This is a genomic window from Micromonospora sp. NPDC005163 (assembly GCF_053599835.1).
The window spans coordinates 19,020-35,962 of sequence record NZ_JBSFYP010000006.1 but is presented as its reverse complement, the minus strand read 5'-3'; the positions used below and the strand labels follow the sequence as shown (position 1 = coordinate 35,962).

Sequence of the window (16,943 nt, the reverse complement as noted above, 5' to 3'; positions counted from 1 at the left end):
TGCTCTACCGCAGGCGTTAACAGGGGGCCCTTCCTTCGTGCGAGTTGGCGGCAATGGCCGATCGGGTTGGCACCCGGTAGGGGGACGGTGGAGGATACGGGGGTGTCAGCCGAGGCGGGGCCCGCGACTGCCGGGGCCCGGAGCGGGGCGGTCCGGCGTGTCCGCCTGCCCGCTGACCGGCGCACGCCGGCTGCCGCTCGGGCGGTGGTCCGCTCGGCGCTGGCCGAGGCGCACCTGGACGAGCTGGCCAACGAGGCGCTGCTGCTCACCACGGAGTTGACCACCAACGCCGTCGAGCACGCCCGTACCGAACTGGACATCGAGGTCGTGGCGGACGAGGTCGGGCTGTCCGTGACCGTCTCCGACTTCGCGCCCGGGTCGGGCGATGAGCTGACCGTGGGCACCCGCAACGACGCCACCGAGATCAACGAGGTCTCCGAGCGGGGCCGGGGGCTCCTGCTGGTCGACCACTTCGCCAGCCGCTGGGGCACCACGTACCTGCCCACCGGCAAGGGCGTCTGGTTCCGGCTGGACCGCCCCGGCGTCGACCCGCCGGCCGAGGGCACCGCGGGTGGCGAGTCGATGCCGGGCAGCGCCGGCCCGGGGGCCGCTATCGACAGCTCCGCGCCGAGCGCCAGCGCGATGAGCGAACTCATGCAGACCGCCCCCGACGTGTACGCGGACGATCCGCTGCCTGACTTCGCCACCAACCTGCTCAGCCGGGTGGCCGAAATGGTCGGCGCGGCCGGCGGCATGATCCGCCTGGACCGGGGCGACGGCCAGGGCCGCCAGGTGCTGGCCCGCTTCGGCCGACAGCCCCGCGCCGACACGGAGTTGCTCCGGGTGCCGCTGTCGGTGCACCGCCCGTACGCGGGCGAGCTGGAGCTGGACGCCGCACCGTCGGCGTACGCCCAGCCGCTGGCGGTGCTGACCGCCGAGCGGCTGTCGCTGCACCTTGAGAACGACCGGCTGCGCCGGGCCGACGTCCGCCGGCAGACATGGCTGACGTTCCTGGCCGAGGCGAGCGAGTTGTTGGCCCAGTCGCTGGACGTCGAGCTGACCATGGCGCTGATTCCGCAGCTGGTGGTGCCGCGGCTCGGCCAGTGGTGTGCGGTGCACACCACCGACGAGTGGGGCCGGCTGCGGCTGGCGGCGGCCAGCCACGCGGACGAGTCGGTGCTGCCGCAGCTGCACAAGGTGCTGGCCGAGACGGGTCCGGACTCGATCCAGGCCCGCCTGCGCGAGGCGTCCCGCAGCGCGGGGCAGATCCCGCTCGGCGGGCCGATGGAGGGTTTCGCGGTCCCGTTGATCGCACGTGGGCAGCGGCTCGGCACCCTGACGGTGGGGCGGCACCAGCGGCACCGGCACGACCCGGACGAGGTGTCGGTGCTGGAGGACGTGGCCCGGCGCTCCGCTCTGGCCATCGAGAACGCGCGGATCCACGCCGAACGCCGCCGGGTGGCGCAGACGCTCCAGCAGTCGCTTCTGCCGCCGGTGCTGCCCGTGGTTGACGGGATCGGCTTCGCCGCCGAGTACGTCCCGACCGGCTACGACGCCGAGGTGGGCGGCGACTTCTACGACGTGGTGCCGATGCTCGACGGCCGCTGGCTGGTGGTGATCGGGGACGTCTCGGGCAAGGGCGTCCAGGCGGCTGCGGTGACCGGGCTGGTCCGGGATGTGATCCGGGTGCTGGTCGGCGACGGCAAGCCGTTGCCGGAGGCGCTGGCGCGACTCAACGAGACGTTGGTCGAGCGGGGCGGCGGCCGGTACTGCACGTTGGCCCTGGCGGCGGTCGGGCCGGGCGACGGCGACGGGCTGGACGTCTCGCTGCACCTGGCCGGGCACGACCGGCCGGTGCTGCTGGCCGCGGGTGGCGGCGCCGGTTTCGTGGGCGCCGGGGGCACCGCGCTGGGCCTGCTCGACACGATCACCTCGCCGACGGCGGAGATCACGCTCGCCCCGGGCGACGCCCTGGTCTTCTACACCGACGGGGTCACCGAGCGGCGGCGCGGCCGGGAGTTGTTCGGCACCGACCGGCTGCGGGACGCGGCCGCGCCACTGGCCGGATACTCGGCCGACGTGGTGGCCGCCCGGCTGCGCGCCGCCGCGATCAACTTCTCGGTCGAGCCGCCTCGGGACGACATCGCGATCCTGGTGCTCCGCAACGACGCGGTCTGAGACCGCACCCGGTCATCCCGCCGCCGCTCGACACGCACCGGCGGTGGCTGGACCCACGGCCGACCACAGCGGGCGCGCTCGTGTCACAGGCCGCCGGGGAGGCGGCCGGGGGCGAGCCGGTGTTCCGGGTCGAGATGCTCCTTGGCGGCCCGCAGCCGGGCCAGGCCGGCCAGCTCGCCCCAGAGGTCGACGGCCTGCCGCACCGGCGCGGGGGCGGACACCACCACGCAGCGACCCTGCCGGGCCAGCAGCACGCCCCGGACGGCGGCCAGGATGGACGCCACCCGGTCGGGGGCGAGCGCGCCGGGCAGCGCCGCGTGCACCACACCCAGCCCGGCGGAGCCTCGCACCGGCACCGGGGCGCCGGCCGCGTCGCGCAGCGCATAGACAGCGGCGTGCAGGTCGCTGATCGGCACCTCCAGGCGCAGCGCCGTGTCGCCGGGCGCGAACGGGTACCGGCGCCACCAGGGCGGCGCGGAGTGCGCGACGGTCGCCTCCCCGTGCAGCAGGCCGACCAGGCGCTCGGCGCGCTCCGTGACATCGGCCCGGCCACCCTCGAGCAGCACCACCAGGTTGCCCGCCCGGGACGGGGCACCGGATCGGCCGGACATCGACGGGTGGCGCTCCCGGGCGGTCGTCGCCGGATGCCCGGGCGGGTACGGCGTGCGCGGCCTGGGCGCCCCGGCCGGCAGGTCCAGCTCGATGGCCGCCGGCTCCAGCCGGGCGGCGAGGATCGTCCGGACCAGGTCGTGCACCTCCAGGGGCGTCCACACGGGCCGGGACACCCAGAGCCGGCTGGCTGGCACGGGCTGCACCCGCAGGCTCGCCGAGACCAGCACGCCGAGCGCTCCCTGCGAGCCGCAGAGCAGCCGGGCCAGGTCGAGCCCGGGTGCGCCACCGCCGGCGCTGACCAGCTCGCCGTCGGCTCCCAGGTAGCGGACGCCGAGGAGTTGGTCGCAGGGGCTGCCGTGGCGGTGCCGCAGCGGGCCGGCCTCACCGGCGGCGAGCACCCCGCCGAGCGTCGCCCCGGGTGACGGGGCGTCCATCGCCAACCGTTGCCCGGTGCGCTCCAGAGTGGCCTGCACCGCCCGCAGCGGGGTGCCGGCACCGACCTCGGCGACCGGCGCGCCGACCGGCTCGTGACCGATGCCGGCCAGCCGGCCGGTGTCGAGCATGATGTCGACCTGCGCGGGTGTCGCACCCCAGTCGATCTTCGTGCCGGCGCCCCGTGGCACCACCGCCAGGTTGTGCGTGGCGGCCAGCCGCAGCACCTCGGCCGCGGCGTGCGGGCCGCCGGGCACCGCCACCCAACGCGCCGGCCGACCGGCCACCTCGTCGGCCGGACCGGCGAGCCGGGCGAACGGCGGACCGCAGATCGCCGCCAACCGTCGGGTGATCTCGAGGGCTCCGGACCGGCCGAGGGAACTCGCTGCTGCAGCCATGTCGGTCATCGTACATGTGTTCGAATGCCGTGGTGGCGACTATCGGGATGCCGCTGGTCCGGCGCGCGGAGCGGGCCGGCCGGTAACGTGGCCGCCGTGACCACCGAGACTGCCCCGCCCACGGCGAAGCGGGTGCCCGCCGAGCGCACCCACCACGGCGACACCGTCGTCGACGAGTACGCCTGGCTCGCCGCCAAGGACGACCCGGAGACGCTCGCCTACCTGACCGCCGAGAACGCGTACACCGAGGAGCGCACGGCGCACCTGGCCGAGCTGCGCGCGGACCTGTACGAGGAGATCCGGCAGCGCACCCGGGAGACCGACCTGACCGTGCCGACCCGCAAGGGCGGGCACTGGTACTACACCCGGACGGTGGAGGGGCAGCAGTACGGGGTGCACTGCCGGCGCGCGGTCCGGGACTCCGAGACCGACCCACCGGTCAGTGCGGACGGCGCGCCGCTGGACGGTGAGGAGGTGCTGCTCGACGGCAACCTGCTGGCCGAGGGGCACGACTTCTTCTCGCTGGGCGCCTTCGACGTCAGCCCGGACGGGCGCTGGCTGGCCTACTCCACCGACTTCTCCGGCGACGAGCGGTTCACGCTGCGGGTGAAGGACCTGACCACCGGCGAACTGCTCCCGGACGAGATCCCCGGCACCTTCTACGGCACGGCCTGGTCGACGGACGCCTCCGTGCTGTTCTACGTGACGGTGGACGACGCCTGGCGGCCGAACCGGGTCTGGCGGCACACCCTCGGCTCGGCTGCCGCCGACGACGTGGTGGTCCACCAGGAGGACGACGAGCGGTTCTGGGTGGGCGTGGAGCTGACCCGGTCGGAGAAGTTCATCCTGATCGACATCCACAGCAAAGTCACCAGCGAGGTGCTGGTGATCCCGGCGGCCAACCCGACCGGCGCGCCGGCCGTGATCGCGCCGCGGCGGCAGGGCGTCGAGTACACGGTGGAGCACCACGGCCACCGCTTCCTGATCATGCACAACGACGGCGCGGAGGACTTCGCGTTGGCGTTCACCTCGGCGGACGTTCCCGGCGACTGGGTGCCGCTGATCGAACACCGCCCCGGCACCCGGCTGGAGGCCGTGGACGCCTTCGCGAACCACCTGGTGGTGTCACTGCGTACCGACGGGCTCACCGGGCTGCGGGTGCTACCGGTCGGCAGCGGCGACGAGTACGACATCGACTTCCCCGAGCCGCTGTACAGCGTCGGGCTGGACGCCAACCCGGAGTACCGCACCGGGCAGGTCCGGCTGCGCTACTCCTCGCTGGTCACCCCGGACTCGGTGTACGACTACGACCTGGTCACCCGGCAGATGGTGCTGCGCAGGCAGAAGCCGGTGCTGCCCGGGCCGGACGGGCGGCCGTACGACCCGGCCGAGTACGAGCAGCACCGCGACTGGGCGCTGGCCGACGACGGCACCCGGGTGCCGATCTCGCTGGTCTGCCGGGTCGGCACGCCCCGGGACGGCTCGGCCCCCTGCGAGCTGTACGGCTACGGCTCGTACGAGGCCAGCATGGACCCGTGGTTCTCGGTGGCCCGACTGTCGCTGCTGGACCGGGGTGTGGTCTTCGCGGTGGCGCACACCCGGGGTGGTGGCGAGCTGGGCCGGCGCTGGTACGACCAGGGCAAGCTGCTGGCCAAGAAGAACACCTTCACCGACTTCGTCGCCTGCGCCCGACACCTGGTCAAGGCCGGCTGGACGGCCAGCGACCGGCTGGTCGCCCGGGGCGCCTCGGCCGGGGGCCTGTTGATGGGCGCGGTGGCCAACCTCGCCCCGGACGCGTTCACCGGGATCGTCGCGCAGGTGCCGTTCGTGGACGCCCTCACCTCGATCCTCGACCCGTCGCTGCCGCTGACCGTCACCGAGTGGGAGGAGTGGGGCAACCCCCTCGACGACCCCGAGGTGTACGCGTACATGAAGTCCTACACGCCGTACGAGAACGTGGCGCCGGTGGACTACCCGGCGATCCTCGCGGTGACCAGCCTCAACGACACGCGGGTGCTCTACTCGGAGCCGGCGAAGTGGATCGCCCGGTTGCGGGCGGTCGCCCCGGGCGGCGACTACCTGCTCAAGACCGAGATGGGCGCGGGGCACGGCGGCCCGAGCGGCCGCTACGACGCCTGGCGCGAGGAGGCGTTCATCAACGCCTGGATCCTGGACCGCCTCGGCCGCGCCGGACGGTGATCGGGGGGCGGCCATGACCGACGAGGACGAGGCGGGGACCGCTGCGCCGCCGGGTGCGGCCCGGCGCGCATCCGCCTGGATGATCCTCGCGGTGGTGGCCGCCGCCCTGCTCGTCTGCTGCTGCTCCGCTGCCGTCGGCCTGCTGATCTCCTGGTCCGCGGGCCTCTTCCACGCCCCGACCTGACCGGCGGACCAGGAGATCAGCAGGCCGGTCAGGTCCGGGGACCGGCAGTGCCGGCCGGTCAGCGGCGACCGGCGCCGACCAGCGCCGCGGCCTCGCCGGTACGCACCATCCGCTGCCAGCGCAGCCTGTTGCCGATCAGCGCGGTGACCACCGACTGCACCACCACCAGGTACATCAGCTGCCGGTAGACCAACTGTTGGAACGGCAGCGCCCACAGTGGCCCGTACCGCTCCCGGTCCAGGTGCAGCGCGTAGCCGGCGGTGGCCGCCTGGAGCAACAGCAGCCCGGCCCAGGCCAGGGCGAGGGTCGACCAGGGCAGGAAGAGCAGGCCGTAGACGGCGAACACGTCGACCGCCGGCGCGGTCAGCGGCAGCACGATCTGGAAGACCATGAGGTACGGCAGCCCGCGCTGCCCGAGCTTGCCGCCGGCACCCGACTCGCGCAGCGCGTGCCGGTGCTTCCACATCGCCTGCATCGTGCCGTAGCACCAGCGGTAGCGCTGTCGCCACAGCTGGCGCAGCGACGAGGGGGCCTCGGTCCAGGCGATGGCCGACTCCTCATAGATCACCCGCCACCCGGCCCTGAGCACCTGCATGGTCAGGTCGGTGTCCTCGGCCAGCGTGTCCGCCGGCACCCCGCCTACCCGCAGCAGCACCTCCCGGCGGAACGCACCGATCGCGCCGGGGATGGTCGGCATGCACTCCAGCACGTCGTACATCCGCCGGTCGAGGTTGAAGCCGATCACGTACTCGAGGTGCTGCCACCGGCCGAGCAGCCGGCGCCGGTTGGCGACCTTGGTGTTGCCGCTGATCGCGCCGACCGACGGGTCGGCGAAGCCCTGCACCAGCCGGTGCACGGTGTCCGGCTGAAACACGGTGTCGCCGTCCACCAGCACCAGCAGGTTCGCCCGGGCGGCCCGGATGCCGGTGTTCAGCGCCGCCGGCTTGCCGGCGTTGGCCTGCTTAATCACGCGTACCCCGCGCAGCCGCATCCGCTCGACGATGTCGGCGGTGCCGTCGTCCGATCCGTCGTCCACCACGATCACCTCCAGCGCCGGGTACCCGCTGGCGACCAGGGAACGGACCGTGGCGGCGATGTTCGCCGCCTCGTTGTACGCGGGAACGATCACCGACACCGGGGCGCGTACCTCTGCCCGGCCCGGCCGCTGCCGGCGGACCCGGCGCACGTGCCGTTGGGCGCAGAAGACCTGCACCGCCAGACGCGCCACGCCGAGCACCAGGGCGACGGCGAGCAGCAGGTTCATCGCACCAGCCGACCAGCGGGCACCGGTCTGGGTCCAGCGCAGTGCGGCGCCACTCAACCGCGTGCCACCGCCTGCCGGAACCATCGACGGCGAGGCGTCGATGCCGGTGGAGACGGTGGTGAACCGGTAGCCCTGGCCGGTCAGGGTGGGCAGCAGTCGGTCCAGCGCAGCCACCGTCTGCGCCCGGTCGCCGCCCCCGTCGTGCATCAGCACCACGGCGCCCTGCCCCCGCTTCGGAGTGGCCGCCTGCACGATCTCGTCGATACCTGGGCGTTGCCAATCCCTGGTGTCCCGGTCGGCGAGCACCGCGACGTGCCCGGTCCCAGCGGCGGCGCGCAGCGCGGCGTACTCGGGCCCGGTCAGCGCGGTCGGCACCGAGGAGAACGGTGGCCGGAGCAGGGTGGTCTCCTGGCCGGTCGCCGCGGCGATCGCCTTACGGGTCAGTGACAGCTCCAGGTCACGCCGCCACGCCGGCACGGCGGCGAGGTTGGCGTGGGTGAAGGTGTGCGACCCGATCTCGTGGCCCTCGGCGAGGATCCGCCGAACCAGCTCCGGATGCTCGTTGACGCGGGCCCCGACCACGAAGAAGGTCGCGTGTGCGCCGTGCCGGCGCAGCACGTCGAGCACCTGCGGGGTCCAGCGCGGGTCCGGCCCGTCGTCGAAGGTCAGCGCGATTGTCCGGTCCGGCAGGGCTCGGCTGACTGGCTCCGCCCGATCCAGCCGCAATACCGGGCCGCCCGAGCCGACCCGGGCCGGTACGCCGGCCGTGACGGAACCATCGGCGGCGGGGGCACCGGAGCCACCGGCGATACCGGTCACCACGCCGTTGACGGTGAGCGCCGCGAGCAGCAGAAGCAGTCCGAGCAGAAGAAGTAGCCAGTGTGCCCGCGGATCGCGCCGGGCCACGTGTCGCGCCATCGTCACTGCGGCTTACCGGGCGGCCTGCTCGGCCTCGCGGTGTTGCGATGCTCGTCGCCCCGGCCCGGCTGGTCGGTGGCGGATGGGGGCACGCTGGCCGTGGCCGGCGGGCCGGAGCGCCGGGGGCCGGCGGTCGGGGTGGGGCTGGGCAGAGAGGCCGATGTGCCGGTCACCGGAGAGGGCGACGGCGGATCGGCGACCTGCGGCTGGTTGATCCCGTCCACGCCGGCCTCCACCGGTAGCGGTGCACGAGGGTCGTCGGACCAGCCGGGCAGCGGCACCGAGGTGTCCAGGAAGAGCCCGGCGGCGATAAGCCCGAGGCTGGTGAGCAGGCCGAGAGCCATCGCGGCCCCGGCGATGACGGTCAGGCGGCGACGCCGGCCGGTCCCATCGACGAACACCGGCGGAGCGCCGCCCGGTTGATTGTGCATCTGCCGAACTCCCACCCTTACCGCGCCGCGAACCGTCCGGTCCGGCGCCGGAAACCCGATGGTCCGGGTCTCTGGTGCAGACAGCGGCACCGCTACCTGGGGCGTTACATCCGCTCAGGTCGTACGCAGCTCCTCCACGGCGGTGCTGGCGCGCAGGAAGAGCAGCCCGACACCGACCGTCACCAGCACTGCAGCCAAGGCGCCACCGCCCAGCCAGGCCAACTGTTCGAGCGGTACCTCCGGAATCCGCTCGGCCCGGCGGTCTCCACGACCCGGACGTACTGCTGGCGGGTCACCGGATCGTCGCAGAGAGCCGCGGTGGCGTCGCAGATCTCCGCCGACGACATGCCCGTCGTCGCCTTCGGGAAGAGCCCGCGGCCGAGCAGCGTGCCCACGCCGAGGGCGAGCACGATCGCCGGCACGGCGGGAGCCAGCGCCTGCCAGGCGACGGAGCGGCTCAGGGTGGCCCGCGGTACGCCGGTGGCGACCAGGGCGGCGTACGCCCGGCGGCGGGACACGACCCCCTCCACCAGCGCGACGATCAGCCCTCCGGCGGCGATCAGCACGGCCAGCGCGACCGCCGAGTCGACCAGATCCATCGTGGACAGATAGAACGAGTCGGCGCCCGTGTCGACACCGTCGCGCAGGCTCTGCTCCCGGTCGAGTGCGTCCTGCGCCACGAAGTAGGCGCGCGGCGCGGCCGCGCCGGACCCGACGAGCGTTTCCTTTTCGGATTCACCGCGCGAGCAGCACGCGATCCAGAGATCTGACTACCGCGTCTGCCACGTCGCGTTGAAAGCGACGTGCCCGTTGTCGCATTTGGCAAAAGACGACCAGGTGCCAACGCCCATCCAGGCGCCGTAACGGTCGTAGTCCGGGGCCCACAGCTTGTCACAACGCGTCTTTGCCCTGAACTCTCCGGTGCCGCCGCTGCAGTATGCGCCGGAGCCGTAACCGACGGCGGTCGCCGAACAGCCGGTCGGTGCGGCCTGGGCCGACCCTGACACGCCGACGAGAACGGATGCCGTAGCGGCAACCGCAAGCAAGAAAGCCCGCTTCTTCATCGCGCCTTACCCCCGTAATTGAGACCCTCGTATCAAGCAGTCATGGGAATTTATCCCATCGATAATTGTCAGTCAACACAGCTGATTGCGGACCAACGTCGACAAATACCTTGAGATGCGCTCCGGCCCGGCGCCCGGGAACACCGTGCGGCCAGGACATCCTCAAGACCGCCGGAGAATGCTCACGAGATGGAGGGCCAGGTGGGGGTGCGGCCGGTGTGGGCCAGGAGGTGGTGCAGGTTCTTGGGGTCCTGGGTGGTGGGGGTCGGGGTGGGGTCGGCGAAGACGCCCATCTTGCGGGCGGTCGGGCCCAACTGCTCGACCAGGCCGTGCAGCTCGGCCACCGCCTCGGGGGCCGGCTCGTACGCCTGGCCGGTGGCGACGGCGAGGTCCCAGCCGTGCACGGTCAGGTCCAGCAGCGCCATGCCACCGACGACGGTCTGCGGCATGCCCATGCCGGGCGACAAGCCCTCCAGGGTGGACGGGTCCGACCAGGCGGCGATCAGCCGGCCGGTCTCCGTCTCGAACCGGTCCCGCCAGCCGTCGGCCAGGTGGTCGGGCTTCTCGGACCACTCCACCGGCCGCTTCACCGCCAGTTCCTGGAAGTTCACCACCACCTCGAACAGATGGTTGAGCAGGTCCCGGACCAGGTAGTCGCGGCACGGCGTGGGCAGGTCGAGCTGATCGTCGGCGATGCCGCGCACAACGTCGACGGTTCGCGGCGCGGCAGCCGCCAGCAGATCGCTAGTGTGAGTGGCCATAGGGCCAGCGTATGAGGGTGGTCTTGAAAAAATGCGACAGCGACCGCGTGGCGACAGCCGGGGCATCCTGGACCCGGGCCGGTTGCTGCGCGAGGTTCACTTCCGGCGGCGCCTGCCGGCGGAGTCGCTACGCCCGTGGGTCGAGCACTACTGGCTGATCGACTGGGCGTTGAGCGCACCGTTCGAGCAGCGGGTCGTCCCGCACCCGGCGGTCAACGTGGTGTTCCGGCGCGACGGCGACGGGCCGGAGGCCGGTGAGGTGGCCGGGGTGGGCCGCAACCTGTTCCGAATCACCCTCACCGGCACCGGCCGGGTCTGCGGGGTCCAGTTCCGGCCCGGTGGCTTCCACCCGTTCTGGCGACGGCCGGTCGCCGAGCTGACCGGCCGCCGGCTGCCGCTGCCCGCCGGCCGGCTCGCCCCGCCCGACGACCCGGTGTGCGCGGGCACCGACGATGAGCGCTGCCGCGCGCTGGACGCCCTGCTCACCGCCTGGGCGCCCGAGCCGGACCCGGCGGTCGAGGAGGCCGTCCGGCTGGCCGAGGCGATCCGGACCGACCGGACGGTGCTGCGGGTCGACCACTTCGCCGCGCGCCACGACCTCCCGGTCCGCCGGCTGCAACGGCTGTTCACGGAATACGTGGGGGTCGGCCCGAAGTGGGTGATCCGCCGTTACCGCCTCCAGGAGGCCGTCGAGCAGGCCGCCGGAGGCCCGCTGAACTGGGCGGGCCTCGCCGCCGACCTCGGCTACAGCGACCAGGCGCACCTGGTCCGTGACTTCACGGCCGTCGCTGGGGTGTCACCGGCCGCGTACGCCCGATCGGTCCACTGAGTGCTCGGCGGGCCGGGCTGCCGCCGGTTCAGTGCCGGCGCAGCACGATCACGGCCACGTCGTCCTGGATCTCCGGTGGGGCCAGCTCCACCAGCAGCCGGGTGCAGAACCGCTCCAGGTCGGCGTCCACCGTCCTGGACGACGCGGCGAGCGCGGCCAGCCCCTCGTCGATGGTGGCGTCCCGACGCTCGATCAGCCCGTCGGTGTAGAACACCAGCGTGGCTCCGGCCGGCACCACGAACTCCAGGTCGGCCGGACGGGGGGCGCGGACGCCGAGCAGCGGCGCCGAGTGCTGCACGAACTCGACCTTGCCGTCCAGGCTGAGCACCGGCGGCAGGTGACCGGCGCTGGCCAGCCGGACCCGCCCGGTCGGCGGGTGCAGCAGCAGCACGCAGAGGGTGGCCAGCTCGTTCGGCAGCAGGGTCCGCATCAGCTCGTTGACCCGGTGCAGGATCTCGCCGGGCTGGTGCCCCTCGACCGCGTACGCCCGCACCGCGTGCCGCAGCTCGGCCATAACGGTCGCCGCGTGCAGCGAGTGGCCGGCCACGTCGCCGATCGCCAGCAGCAGGTGGCCGTCGAGCATCACCAGCTCGTAGAAGTCACCGCCCACCTCGGTCTGGGCACTGGCCGGCTCGTAGCGCACCGCCAGGTCCAGCCCGGCCACGTCGGGAAGCCGGCGTGGCAGCAGGCTGCGCTGCAGGGTCACCGCGATCCGGTGCTCCTCGTCGAACGAGCGCTGCGCCTCCACGGCCGCCGCCACGGCCTGCGCGAGTTGCACGAGCACCGGGGTCCGGGCGGTCTGGGTGGCGGTCGGGACCACCACGTACAGCGGGGCGCGGTCCTCCCGCAGCCGGGCGGCGGCCACGGTCACCGAGTCGTCCGCCGGCCAGTCGAGCAGCCCCCAACGCGCCGGCGCCTCCACCCGGACGGTGGAGCCGGTGGGCACTCCGGCGTCGTCGACGACCCACGGCACCACGGTGGCCTCGGCGCCGGGCCCCGTGCAGATCCCGGCGAGACAGTCGCCGTCGAACGTCTCGGCGATCACCGCCGCCGGGCTCTTGAAGATCTGCGCGGCGCCCGCTGCGGCGGCCTCCAGCAGCCGGGTGAAGGTCGGCGCGGCGTGCACCGCCACCGTCGTGTCGGCCAGCCCGAGCAGCCGCTCGGCGAGCAGCTCGGCGCGCTGCCGGGCCCGGTAGTAGCGCAGCACCGCCCGGGTGGTGGCGATCAGCTCCTCCGGCTCGATCGGCTCGGTCAGGTAGGCGTCCGCGCCCCGGGTCAGCCCCTGGGCGCGGTCGGCGACGTCCACGGCGTGCGCGGACACATGGATCACCGGCATCGCCGGGTGCGCCGCCTTGATCCGTTCGCAGACCTCGTAGCCACTCACGTCGGGCAGCCGGACGTCGAGCACCACCAGGTCGATCCGGTCCACCTCGACCCGCGCCAGCGCCTCGGCGCCGTTCTCCGCCTCCAGCACGGTGAACCCGGCCCGGGTCAGCCAGCTGACCAGCAGGTAACGCTTTGTCCGACTGTCATCGACCACCAGAACGGTCGCCGGCCCGCCGTCCACCGTCACACTCCGCCCACGGGCAGGGAAACTGTGAACGTGCTGCCCCGGCCCGGCTCGCTGGTTAACTCCAGCGTCCCGCCGAGCAGTGTCACCAGCCGCCGGGCGTACGGCAGGCCGAGGCCGGTGCCGCCGACCCGGGTCGCACCCGGCACCTGGTAGAACTCCTCGAAGATCCGATCGTGCAGCTCGGGGGCGATGCCCGGGCCGGTGTCGCTGACCGTGAAGTTCCACCGGTCGTCCCGCTGCTCGGCCCGCAGTCGCACCTCACCGTGCTCGGTGAACTTCAACCCGTTGTGCAGCAGGTTGCGCAGCACCTGGCCGAGCAGCACCTCGTCGGTACGCAGCACGGCCGGGGCGGGCGGCTCCTCGACCACCAGCTCCACCTCCGGCCGGGTGGCCAGCGCGCGCAGCGTGCCCCGCAGCTGGCCGAAGACCGGGCGCAGGTCCACCTCGGCCCAGTCCGGCTCGATCCGGCCGGACTCCGCCTTGGCCAGGTCGAGCAGCTCGTTGACCAGCGTGAGCAGGTCCGCCGCCGAGGAGCGGATCAGGTCGACCTGGCGAGCCTGCTCGGCGGTGAGCGGGTCGGAGAAGGAGTCGGTGAGCAGCCGCCCCAACCCGATGATCGCGGTGACCGGAGCGCGCAGCTCGTGGCTCACATTGGCCAGGAACCGGCTCTTGGACTCGCTCGCCGCGCGCAGCTGGGCCGACTTCTCGTCCAGCTCGGCGTAGAGGGCGACCACGCCCCGGTTGGTCTCCTCCAGCTCCTCGGTCAGCTGGTTGTAGAGCGCCAGCACGCCCCGGTTGGTCTCGGCCAGCTCCTCGTTCAGCACTGCCAGTTCGTCGCGTTGGCTGCGTACCTCGTCGAGCGCCGCGATGAGCTGCCCGTTCTGCACGGTCAGCTCGTCCAGCGCGCTGGCCGGCGCGGTACGGCCGAGTTCAGCGCGGAACTCGGCGAGCCGCTCCGGGGTTGGCGTCGGCGCGTTGGCCGGGACTCGTCGGGACATCCTCACGACCGTAGCCCCCTGGACGCTCGACACGCTCAGCGTGTCGACCAGCCGGGACACCGCGCCGGACTGCGGCTCGTACCGGCCGTCCGGCAGTGGGGCCGCCGGAGCCAGGTCGGCGCGGAGGTGGAACCGGCCGTCGACACCCGCGTCGACGTGGAAGGAGACGTCCGCTCCCCCGACCGCGTGGAGCAGGTCCCGGGCCACCTCGCTGAGCGCGGTGGCGATCCGGATCTGGTCCTGGTGTTCCAGGCCGACCACCGCGGCCACCTCACGGCCCCGCTGGCGGATCACGAAGATGTCCTGCTCGACCCGCAGCGCCATCTGCAGCAGCGGCTGCGCGGTCGGCTCCCCGGTCATGCCCAGGACCTCGCGACCAGCACGCAGGCGTCGTCGCGCCGTACGCCGGCGTCGCGCAGCAGGGTCGCCGCCATCACCAGCGGGGACCGCTCGGCCAGGCCCGGGTAGTCGGTCAACCGCCAGCGGTCGACCACTCCGTCGCTGTGCATCACCAGCCGGGCGCCCGGGCCGAACGGGTAGTCGTACCCCCGGATCGTCGGCCGCTGGTGCCCGGCGATGCCGGGCAGCGACACCAGCCCCCGGCGCTGACCGTCGCCCTCGACCACCACGCCGGTGATGTTGCCCAGCCCGGCGTAGTGCAGCAACCCGGCCTCCGGCGCCAGCTCGGCGACCGCCAGCGCCGCACCGCGGGTGTACGACATGGACCGGTGCAGATGGCTGACGACCGTTGCCGGCGGGCCGGCCGGCGCGTCGCGGAACGCGGCCAGCGCCGCCTCGGTGGCGGCGGCGGCCAGCGGGCCGTGCCCCAGGCCGTCGCTGACCAGCACCTGGTGCCGGCCGTCGGCGACCCGGACGGCGTACCCGTCACCGCAGACCGTCTCGCCGGTCAGCGGACGGGTGAGGGCACCAGCCCAGGACGGCTGGGCCGGCTCGGCGGGCCAGACCTGCACGGCGAGGACGGTGCCCCGGCCGGGCAGCGAGTATCCGTCGAACCAGCTCGCCTGCCGGACGATGGCCCCGAGTCCGATGCCGAGCGTGCCGGCGGTGGAGTGCCCGTCCTGGGAGGAGACGCTCAGGTCGGCCATGCCGGGCCCGGAGTCGATGGCCACCAGCTCCACGCCGGCCTGCCCGGCGCGGCGTACCGGCCGGAGCAGCAGGACACCGTCCTCGGCGTGCTTGACCAGGTTGCTGGTCAGCTCCGCGGCGACGATGGCCAGGTCGGCGATGCGCGGCTGGCCCAGCTCCACCTGCTCGCCGAGGCGCTCGGCGGCACGCCGGACGGAGCTGGCCGTGCTGCCGGCCTCCACCCGGAACCAGACGCCGCTGTCGGTGACCGGGTCCCCGTTCACCGCGACCACTTGGTGACCGAGATGCGGGTGCCGGTCTCCGCCGACGTCTCGATCTGGAACTCGTCGACGAGTCGCCGGGCGCCGCTGAGACCGAGACCGAGCCCGCCGCCCGTGGTGTAGCCGTCGGTGAAGGCCAGGTCGAGGTCGGGGATGCCGGGCCCGGAGTCGACGAAGACGATCCGGACCCCGCGGCGCCGTCCGTTGTCCACGGTCGTCACCTCCACCGTGCCGCCGCCGCCGTACACCAGGGTGTTGCGGGCCAGCTCGCTCGCCGCGGTGACCACCTTGGTCTGGTCGACCAGGGAGAGCTTGACGGCCACCGCCACGGCGCGGACCAGCTGCCGGACGCGCACCACGTCCTCGTCACTCCGGATCGCCTGCGCCTGCGGGTGACCCAGGTCGAGGCCCGCGGTCACGGCGTGGCCGTCTCGGCGTCCGGATCGTCGTCGAGCTGGTAGTCGAGCTCATCGGCGCGGGCCGCCGCGACCAGCTCCATGCCGCGCTCGACGTTCAGCGCGGTACGGATGCCGTTCAGCGACAGCCCGAGTTCGACCAGGGTGATGGCGACCGCGGGGCGCATCCCGACCACCACCGTCTCCGCGTCGAGCACCTTGGAGATCGACGCGATGGTGGAGAGCATCCGCCCGACGAAGGAGTCGACGATGTCCAGCGCGGTGATGTCGATGATCACGCCGTGGCAGCCGGTGGCGACGATCCGCTCGGCGAGGTCCTCCTGGAGCTGGACCGCGGTCTGGTCGGACATGTCGAGCTGGATGGAGACGAGCAGGATGTCACCGATCTTGAGGATCGGCACGCGCTCCATCAGGCGTCCCGGCGCGGCTGGCGGCGGGCGGTCTCCACCCCGTTGAGTCGCAGCACGTGGCGCAGCGCGTCGGCGAGGCTCGCCTTGGTGGCGATGTCACCGAACTCGATCCCGAGCGCGACGATGGTCTGCGCGATCTGCGGACGGATGCCGGAGATGATGCAGTCGGCGCCCATCAGACGAGCGGCCACCACGGTCTTCAGGATGTGCTGGGCGACCTGGGTGTCAACCGCCGGGACGCCGGTGATGTCGATGATCGCGTACGGGGAGCCGGTGTCGACCAGGGTCTGCAGCAGCCGCTCCATGACCACCTGGGCCCGGGCCGAGTCCAGGGTGCCGACCAGCGGGACGGCGACCACGCCCTCCCAGAGCTTGACCACCGGCGTGGAGAGCTCGAGCAGCTGCTCGGCCTGGTCGGCGATCAGGCTCTCCCGGGTGCGGACGAAGCTCTCGAAGGTGAACAGCCCCAGCTCGTCGACCAGACCGGAGAAGGCGACGTAGTCGCGCAGCGCGTTGTCGCCGCCGGCCTCCTCCACGAGCCCGACCAGCACCTCCTTGAGCGCGAAGACGCTGATCGCGGTCTCGGTGGCGGAGAAGCCCTGCCGGGCCCGGCCACGGGACAGGTCGGAGAGCGCGGCGCGCAGCTCGGCGGCGTTGTCGGCGGACAGGTCGATCGCGCCGTGCTCGCCGGCGGCGACGAGGGCGCTGTGCAGATCCTGGACCTGCCGGCGCAGCTCAGCCTGACTCAACCGGCCGCGCAGCGAACGGGCGACGATCTCGGTCCACCGCTGCGTGACCCGCTCGGCGTGTCCGCCGAGCAGCGCGGCGAGCCGACCACTTTCCTCGGCGCTCAACGCCATTGCGAAACCCCCCTCGACCTGGACCGGGCGGGCTCTATCACCGGGGGCT

General features: G+C 73.2%; 16 protein-coding genes. 4 read left to right on the top strand and 12 right to left on the bottom strand.

Going from position 1 to position 16,943, the window contains the following annotated elements; all coding sequences use genetic code 11:
- The first annotated feature begins 102 nt into the window (after positions 1-102).
- Positions 103-2,178: a SpoIIE family protein phosphatase gene (locus ACWD6N_RS07020; RefSeq protein ID WP_387328501.1), complete on the top strand. Its 2,076-nt coding sequence runs from the start codon at positions 103-105 to the stop codon at positions 2,176-2,178.
- Positions 2,179-2,261: 83 nt separating this feature from the next.
- Here ACWD6N_RS07020 and ACWD6N_RS07015 read toward each other — a convergent pair whose 3' ends face one another.
- Positions 2,262-3,620 carry an FAD-binding oxidoreductase gene (locus ACWD6N_RS07015; protein WP_354967265.1) on the bottom strand — a complete coding sequence of 453 codons (1,359 nt, stop codon included), beginning with the start codon at positions 3,618-3,620 and terminating at the stop codon, positions 2,262-2,264.
- Positions 3,621-3,716: 96 nt separating this feature from the next.
- On the opposite strand from ACWD6N_RS07015, the gene ACWD6N_RS07010 reads away from it, so the two are divergent.
- Both ACWD6N_RS07010 and ACWD6N_RS07005 read left to right on the top strand, forming a co-directional pair.
- A complete protein-coding gene (locus ACWD6N_RS07010) occupies positions 3,717-5,819 on the top strand; it encodes a S9 family peptidase (RefSeq protein WP_354967264.1) in 2,103 nt (700 codons plus the stop codon).
- A gap of 13 nt (positions 5,820-5,832) precedes the next feature.
- Entirely contained in the window at positions 5,833-6,003 is a 171-nt protein-coding gene (locus ACWD6N_RS07005; RefSeq protein WP_354967263.1) for a hypothetical protein, read from the top strand.
- 58 nt (positions 6,004-6,061) lie between these two features.
- On the opposite strand, the gene ACWD6N_RS07000 is transcribed toward ACWD6N_RS07005, so the two are convergent.
- The 5 genes from ACWD6N_RS07000 to ACWD6N_RS06980 form a co-directional block, all read right to left on the bottom strand.
- A complete protein-coding gene (locus ACWD6N_RS07000) occupies positions 6,062-8,185 on the bottom strand; it encodes a bifunctional polysaccharide deacetylase/glycosyltransferase family 2 protein (protein WP_354967262.1) in 2,124 nt (707 codons plus the stop codon).
- A gap of 2 nt (positions 8,186-8,187) precedes the next feature.
- Positions 8,188-8,616 carry a superantigen-like protein SSL4 gene (locus ACWD6N_RS06995; protein ID WP_354967261.1) on the bottom strand — a complete coding sequence of 143 codons (429 nt, stop codon included), beginning with the start codon at positions 8,614-8,616 and terminating at the stop codon, positions 8,188-8,190.
- Between the two features lie 179 nt (positions 8,617-8,795).
- The gene (locus ACWD6N_RS06990; protein ID WP_354967260.1) at positions 8,796-9,296 is read right to left on the bottom strand and encodes an ABC transporter permease; all 501 of its coding nucleotides are present in this window, start codon (positions 9,294-9,296) and stop codon (positions 8,796-8,798) included.
- Between the two features lie 90 nt (positions 9,297-9,386).
- Positions 9,387-9,680, bottom strand: a complete 294-nt coding sequence (locus ACWD6N_RS06985) for a hypothetical protein (RefSeq protein ID WP_450004532.1) — start codon at positions 9,678-9,680, stop codon at positions 9,387-9,389.
- A gap of 182 nt (positions 9,681-9,862) precedes the next feature.
- The gene (locus ACWD6N_RS06980; RefSeq protein ID WP_387328507.1) at positions 9,863-10,441 is read right to left on the bottom strand and encodes a TIGR03086 family metal-binding protein; all 579 of its coding nucleotides are present in this window, start codon (positions 10,439-10,441) and stop codon (positions 9,863-9,865) included.
- Positions 10,442-10,472: 31 nt separating this feature from the next.
- On the opposite strand from ACWD6N_RS06980, the gene ACWD6N_RS06975 reads away from it, so the two are divergent.
- On the top strand, positions 10,473-11,270 hold the full coding sequence (locus ACWD6N_RS06975; RefSeq protein ID WP_354967257.1) for an AraC family transcriptional regulator: 798 nt from the start codon (positions 10,473-10,475) through the stop codon (positions 11,268-11,270).
- 28 nt (positions 11,271-11,298) lie between these two features.
- On the opposite strand, the gene ACWD6N_RS06970 is transcribed toward ACWD6N_RS06975, so the two are convergent.
- From ACWD6N_RS06970 to ACWD6N_RS06945, 6 genes are read right to left on the bottom strand one after another with little or no spacing between them, the layout of a single operon-like run.
- A complete protein-coding gene (locus ACWD6N_RS06970; protein WP_354967256.1) occupies positions 11,299-12,837 on the bottom strand; it encodes a SpoIIE family protein phosphatase in 1,539 nt (512 codons plus the stop codon).
- 2 nt (positions 12,838-12,839) lie between these two features.
- Positions 12,840-14,201 carry a sensor histidine kinase gene (locus ACWD6N_RS06965; protein WP_354967255.1) on the bottom strand — a complete coding sequence of 454 codons (1,362 nt, stop codon included), beginning with the start codon at positions 14,199-14,201 and terminating at the stop codon, positions 12,840-12,842.
- Entirely contained in the window at positions 14,198-15,211 is a 1,014-nt protein-coding gene (locus tag ACWD6N_RS06960) for a SpoIIE family protein phosphatase (protein ID WP_354967254.1), read from the bottom strand. The genes ACWD6N_RS06965 and ACWD6N_RS06960 overlap by 4 nt, the downstream gene beginning before the upstream one ends.
- Positions 15,208-15,627, bottom strand: a complete 420-nt coding sequence (locus tag ACWD6N_RS06955) for an ATP-binding protein (RefSeq protein WP_354967253.1) — start codon at positions 15,625-15,627, stop codon at positions 15,208-15,210. The genes ACWD6N_RS06960 and ACWD6N_RS06955 overlap by 4 nt, the downstream gene beginning before the upstream one ends.
- Positions 15,624-16,034 (bottom strand): STAS domain-containing protein, encoded by a 411-nt coding sequence (locus tag ACWD6N_RS06950; RefSeq protein WP_354967252.1) that lies wholly within the window; start codon positions 16,032-16,034, stop codon positions 15,624-15,626. Before ACWD6N_RS06950 ends, ACWD6N_RS06955 begins: the two co-directional genes overlap by 4 nt.
- On the bottom strand, positions 16,034-16,894 hold the full coding sequence (locus ACWD6N_RS06945; RefSeq protein WP_354967251.1) for an STAS domain-containing protein: 861 nt from the start codon (positions 16,892-16,894) through the stop codon (positions 16,034-16,036). Before ACWD6N_RS06945 ends, ACWD6N_RS06950 begins: the two co-directional genes overlap by 1 nt.
- Positions 16,895-16,943 lie beyond the last annotated feature (49 nt).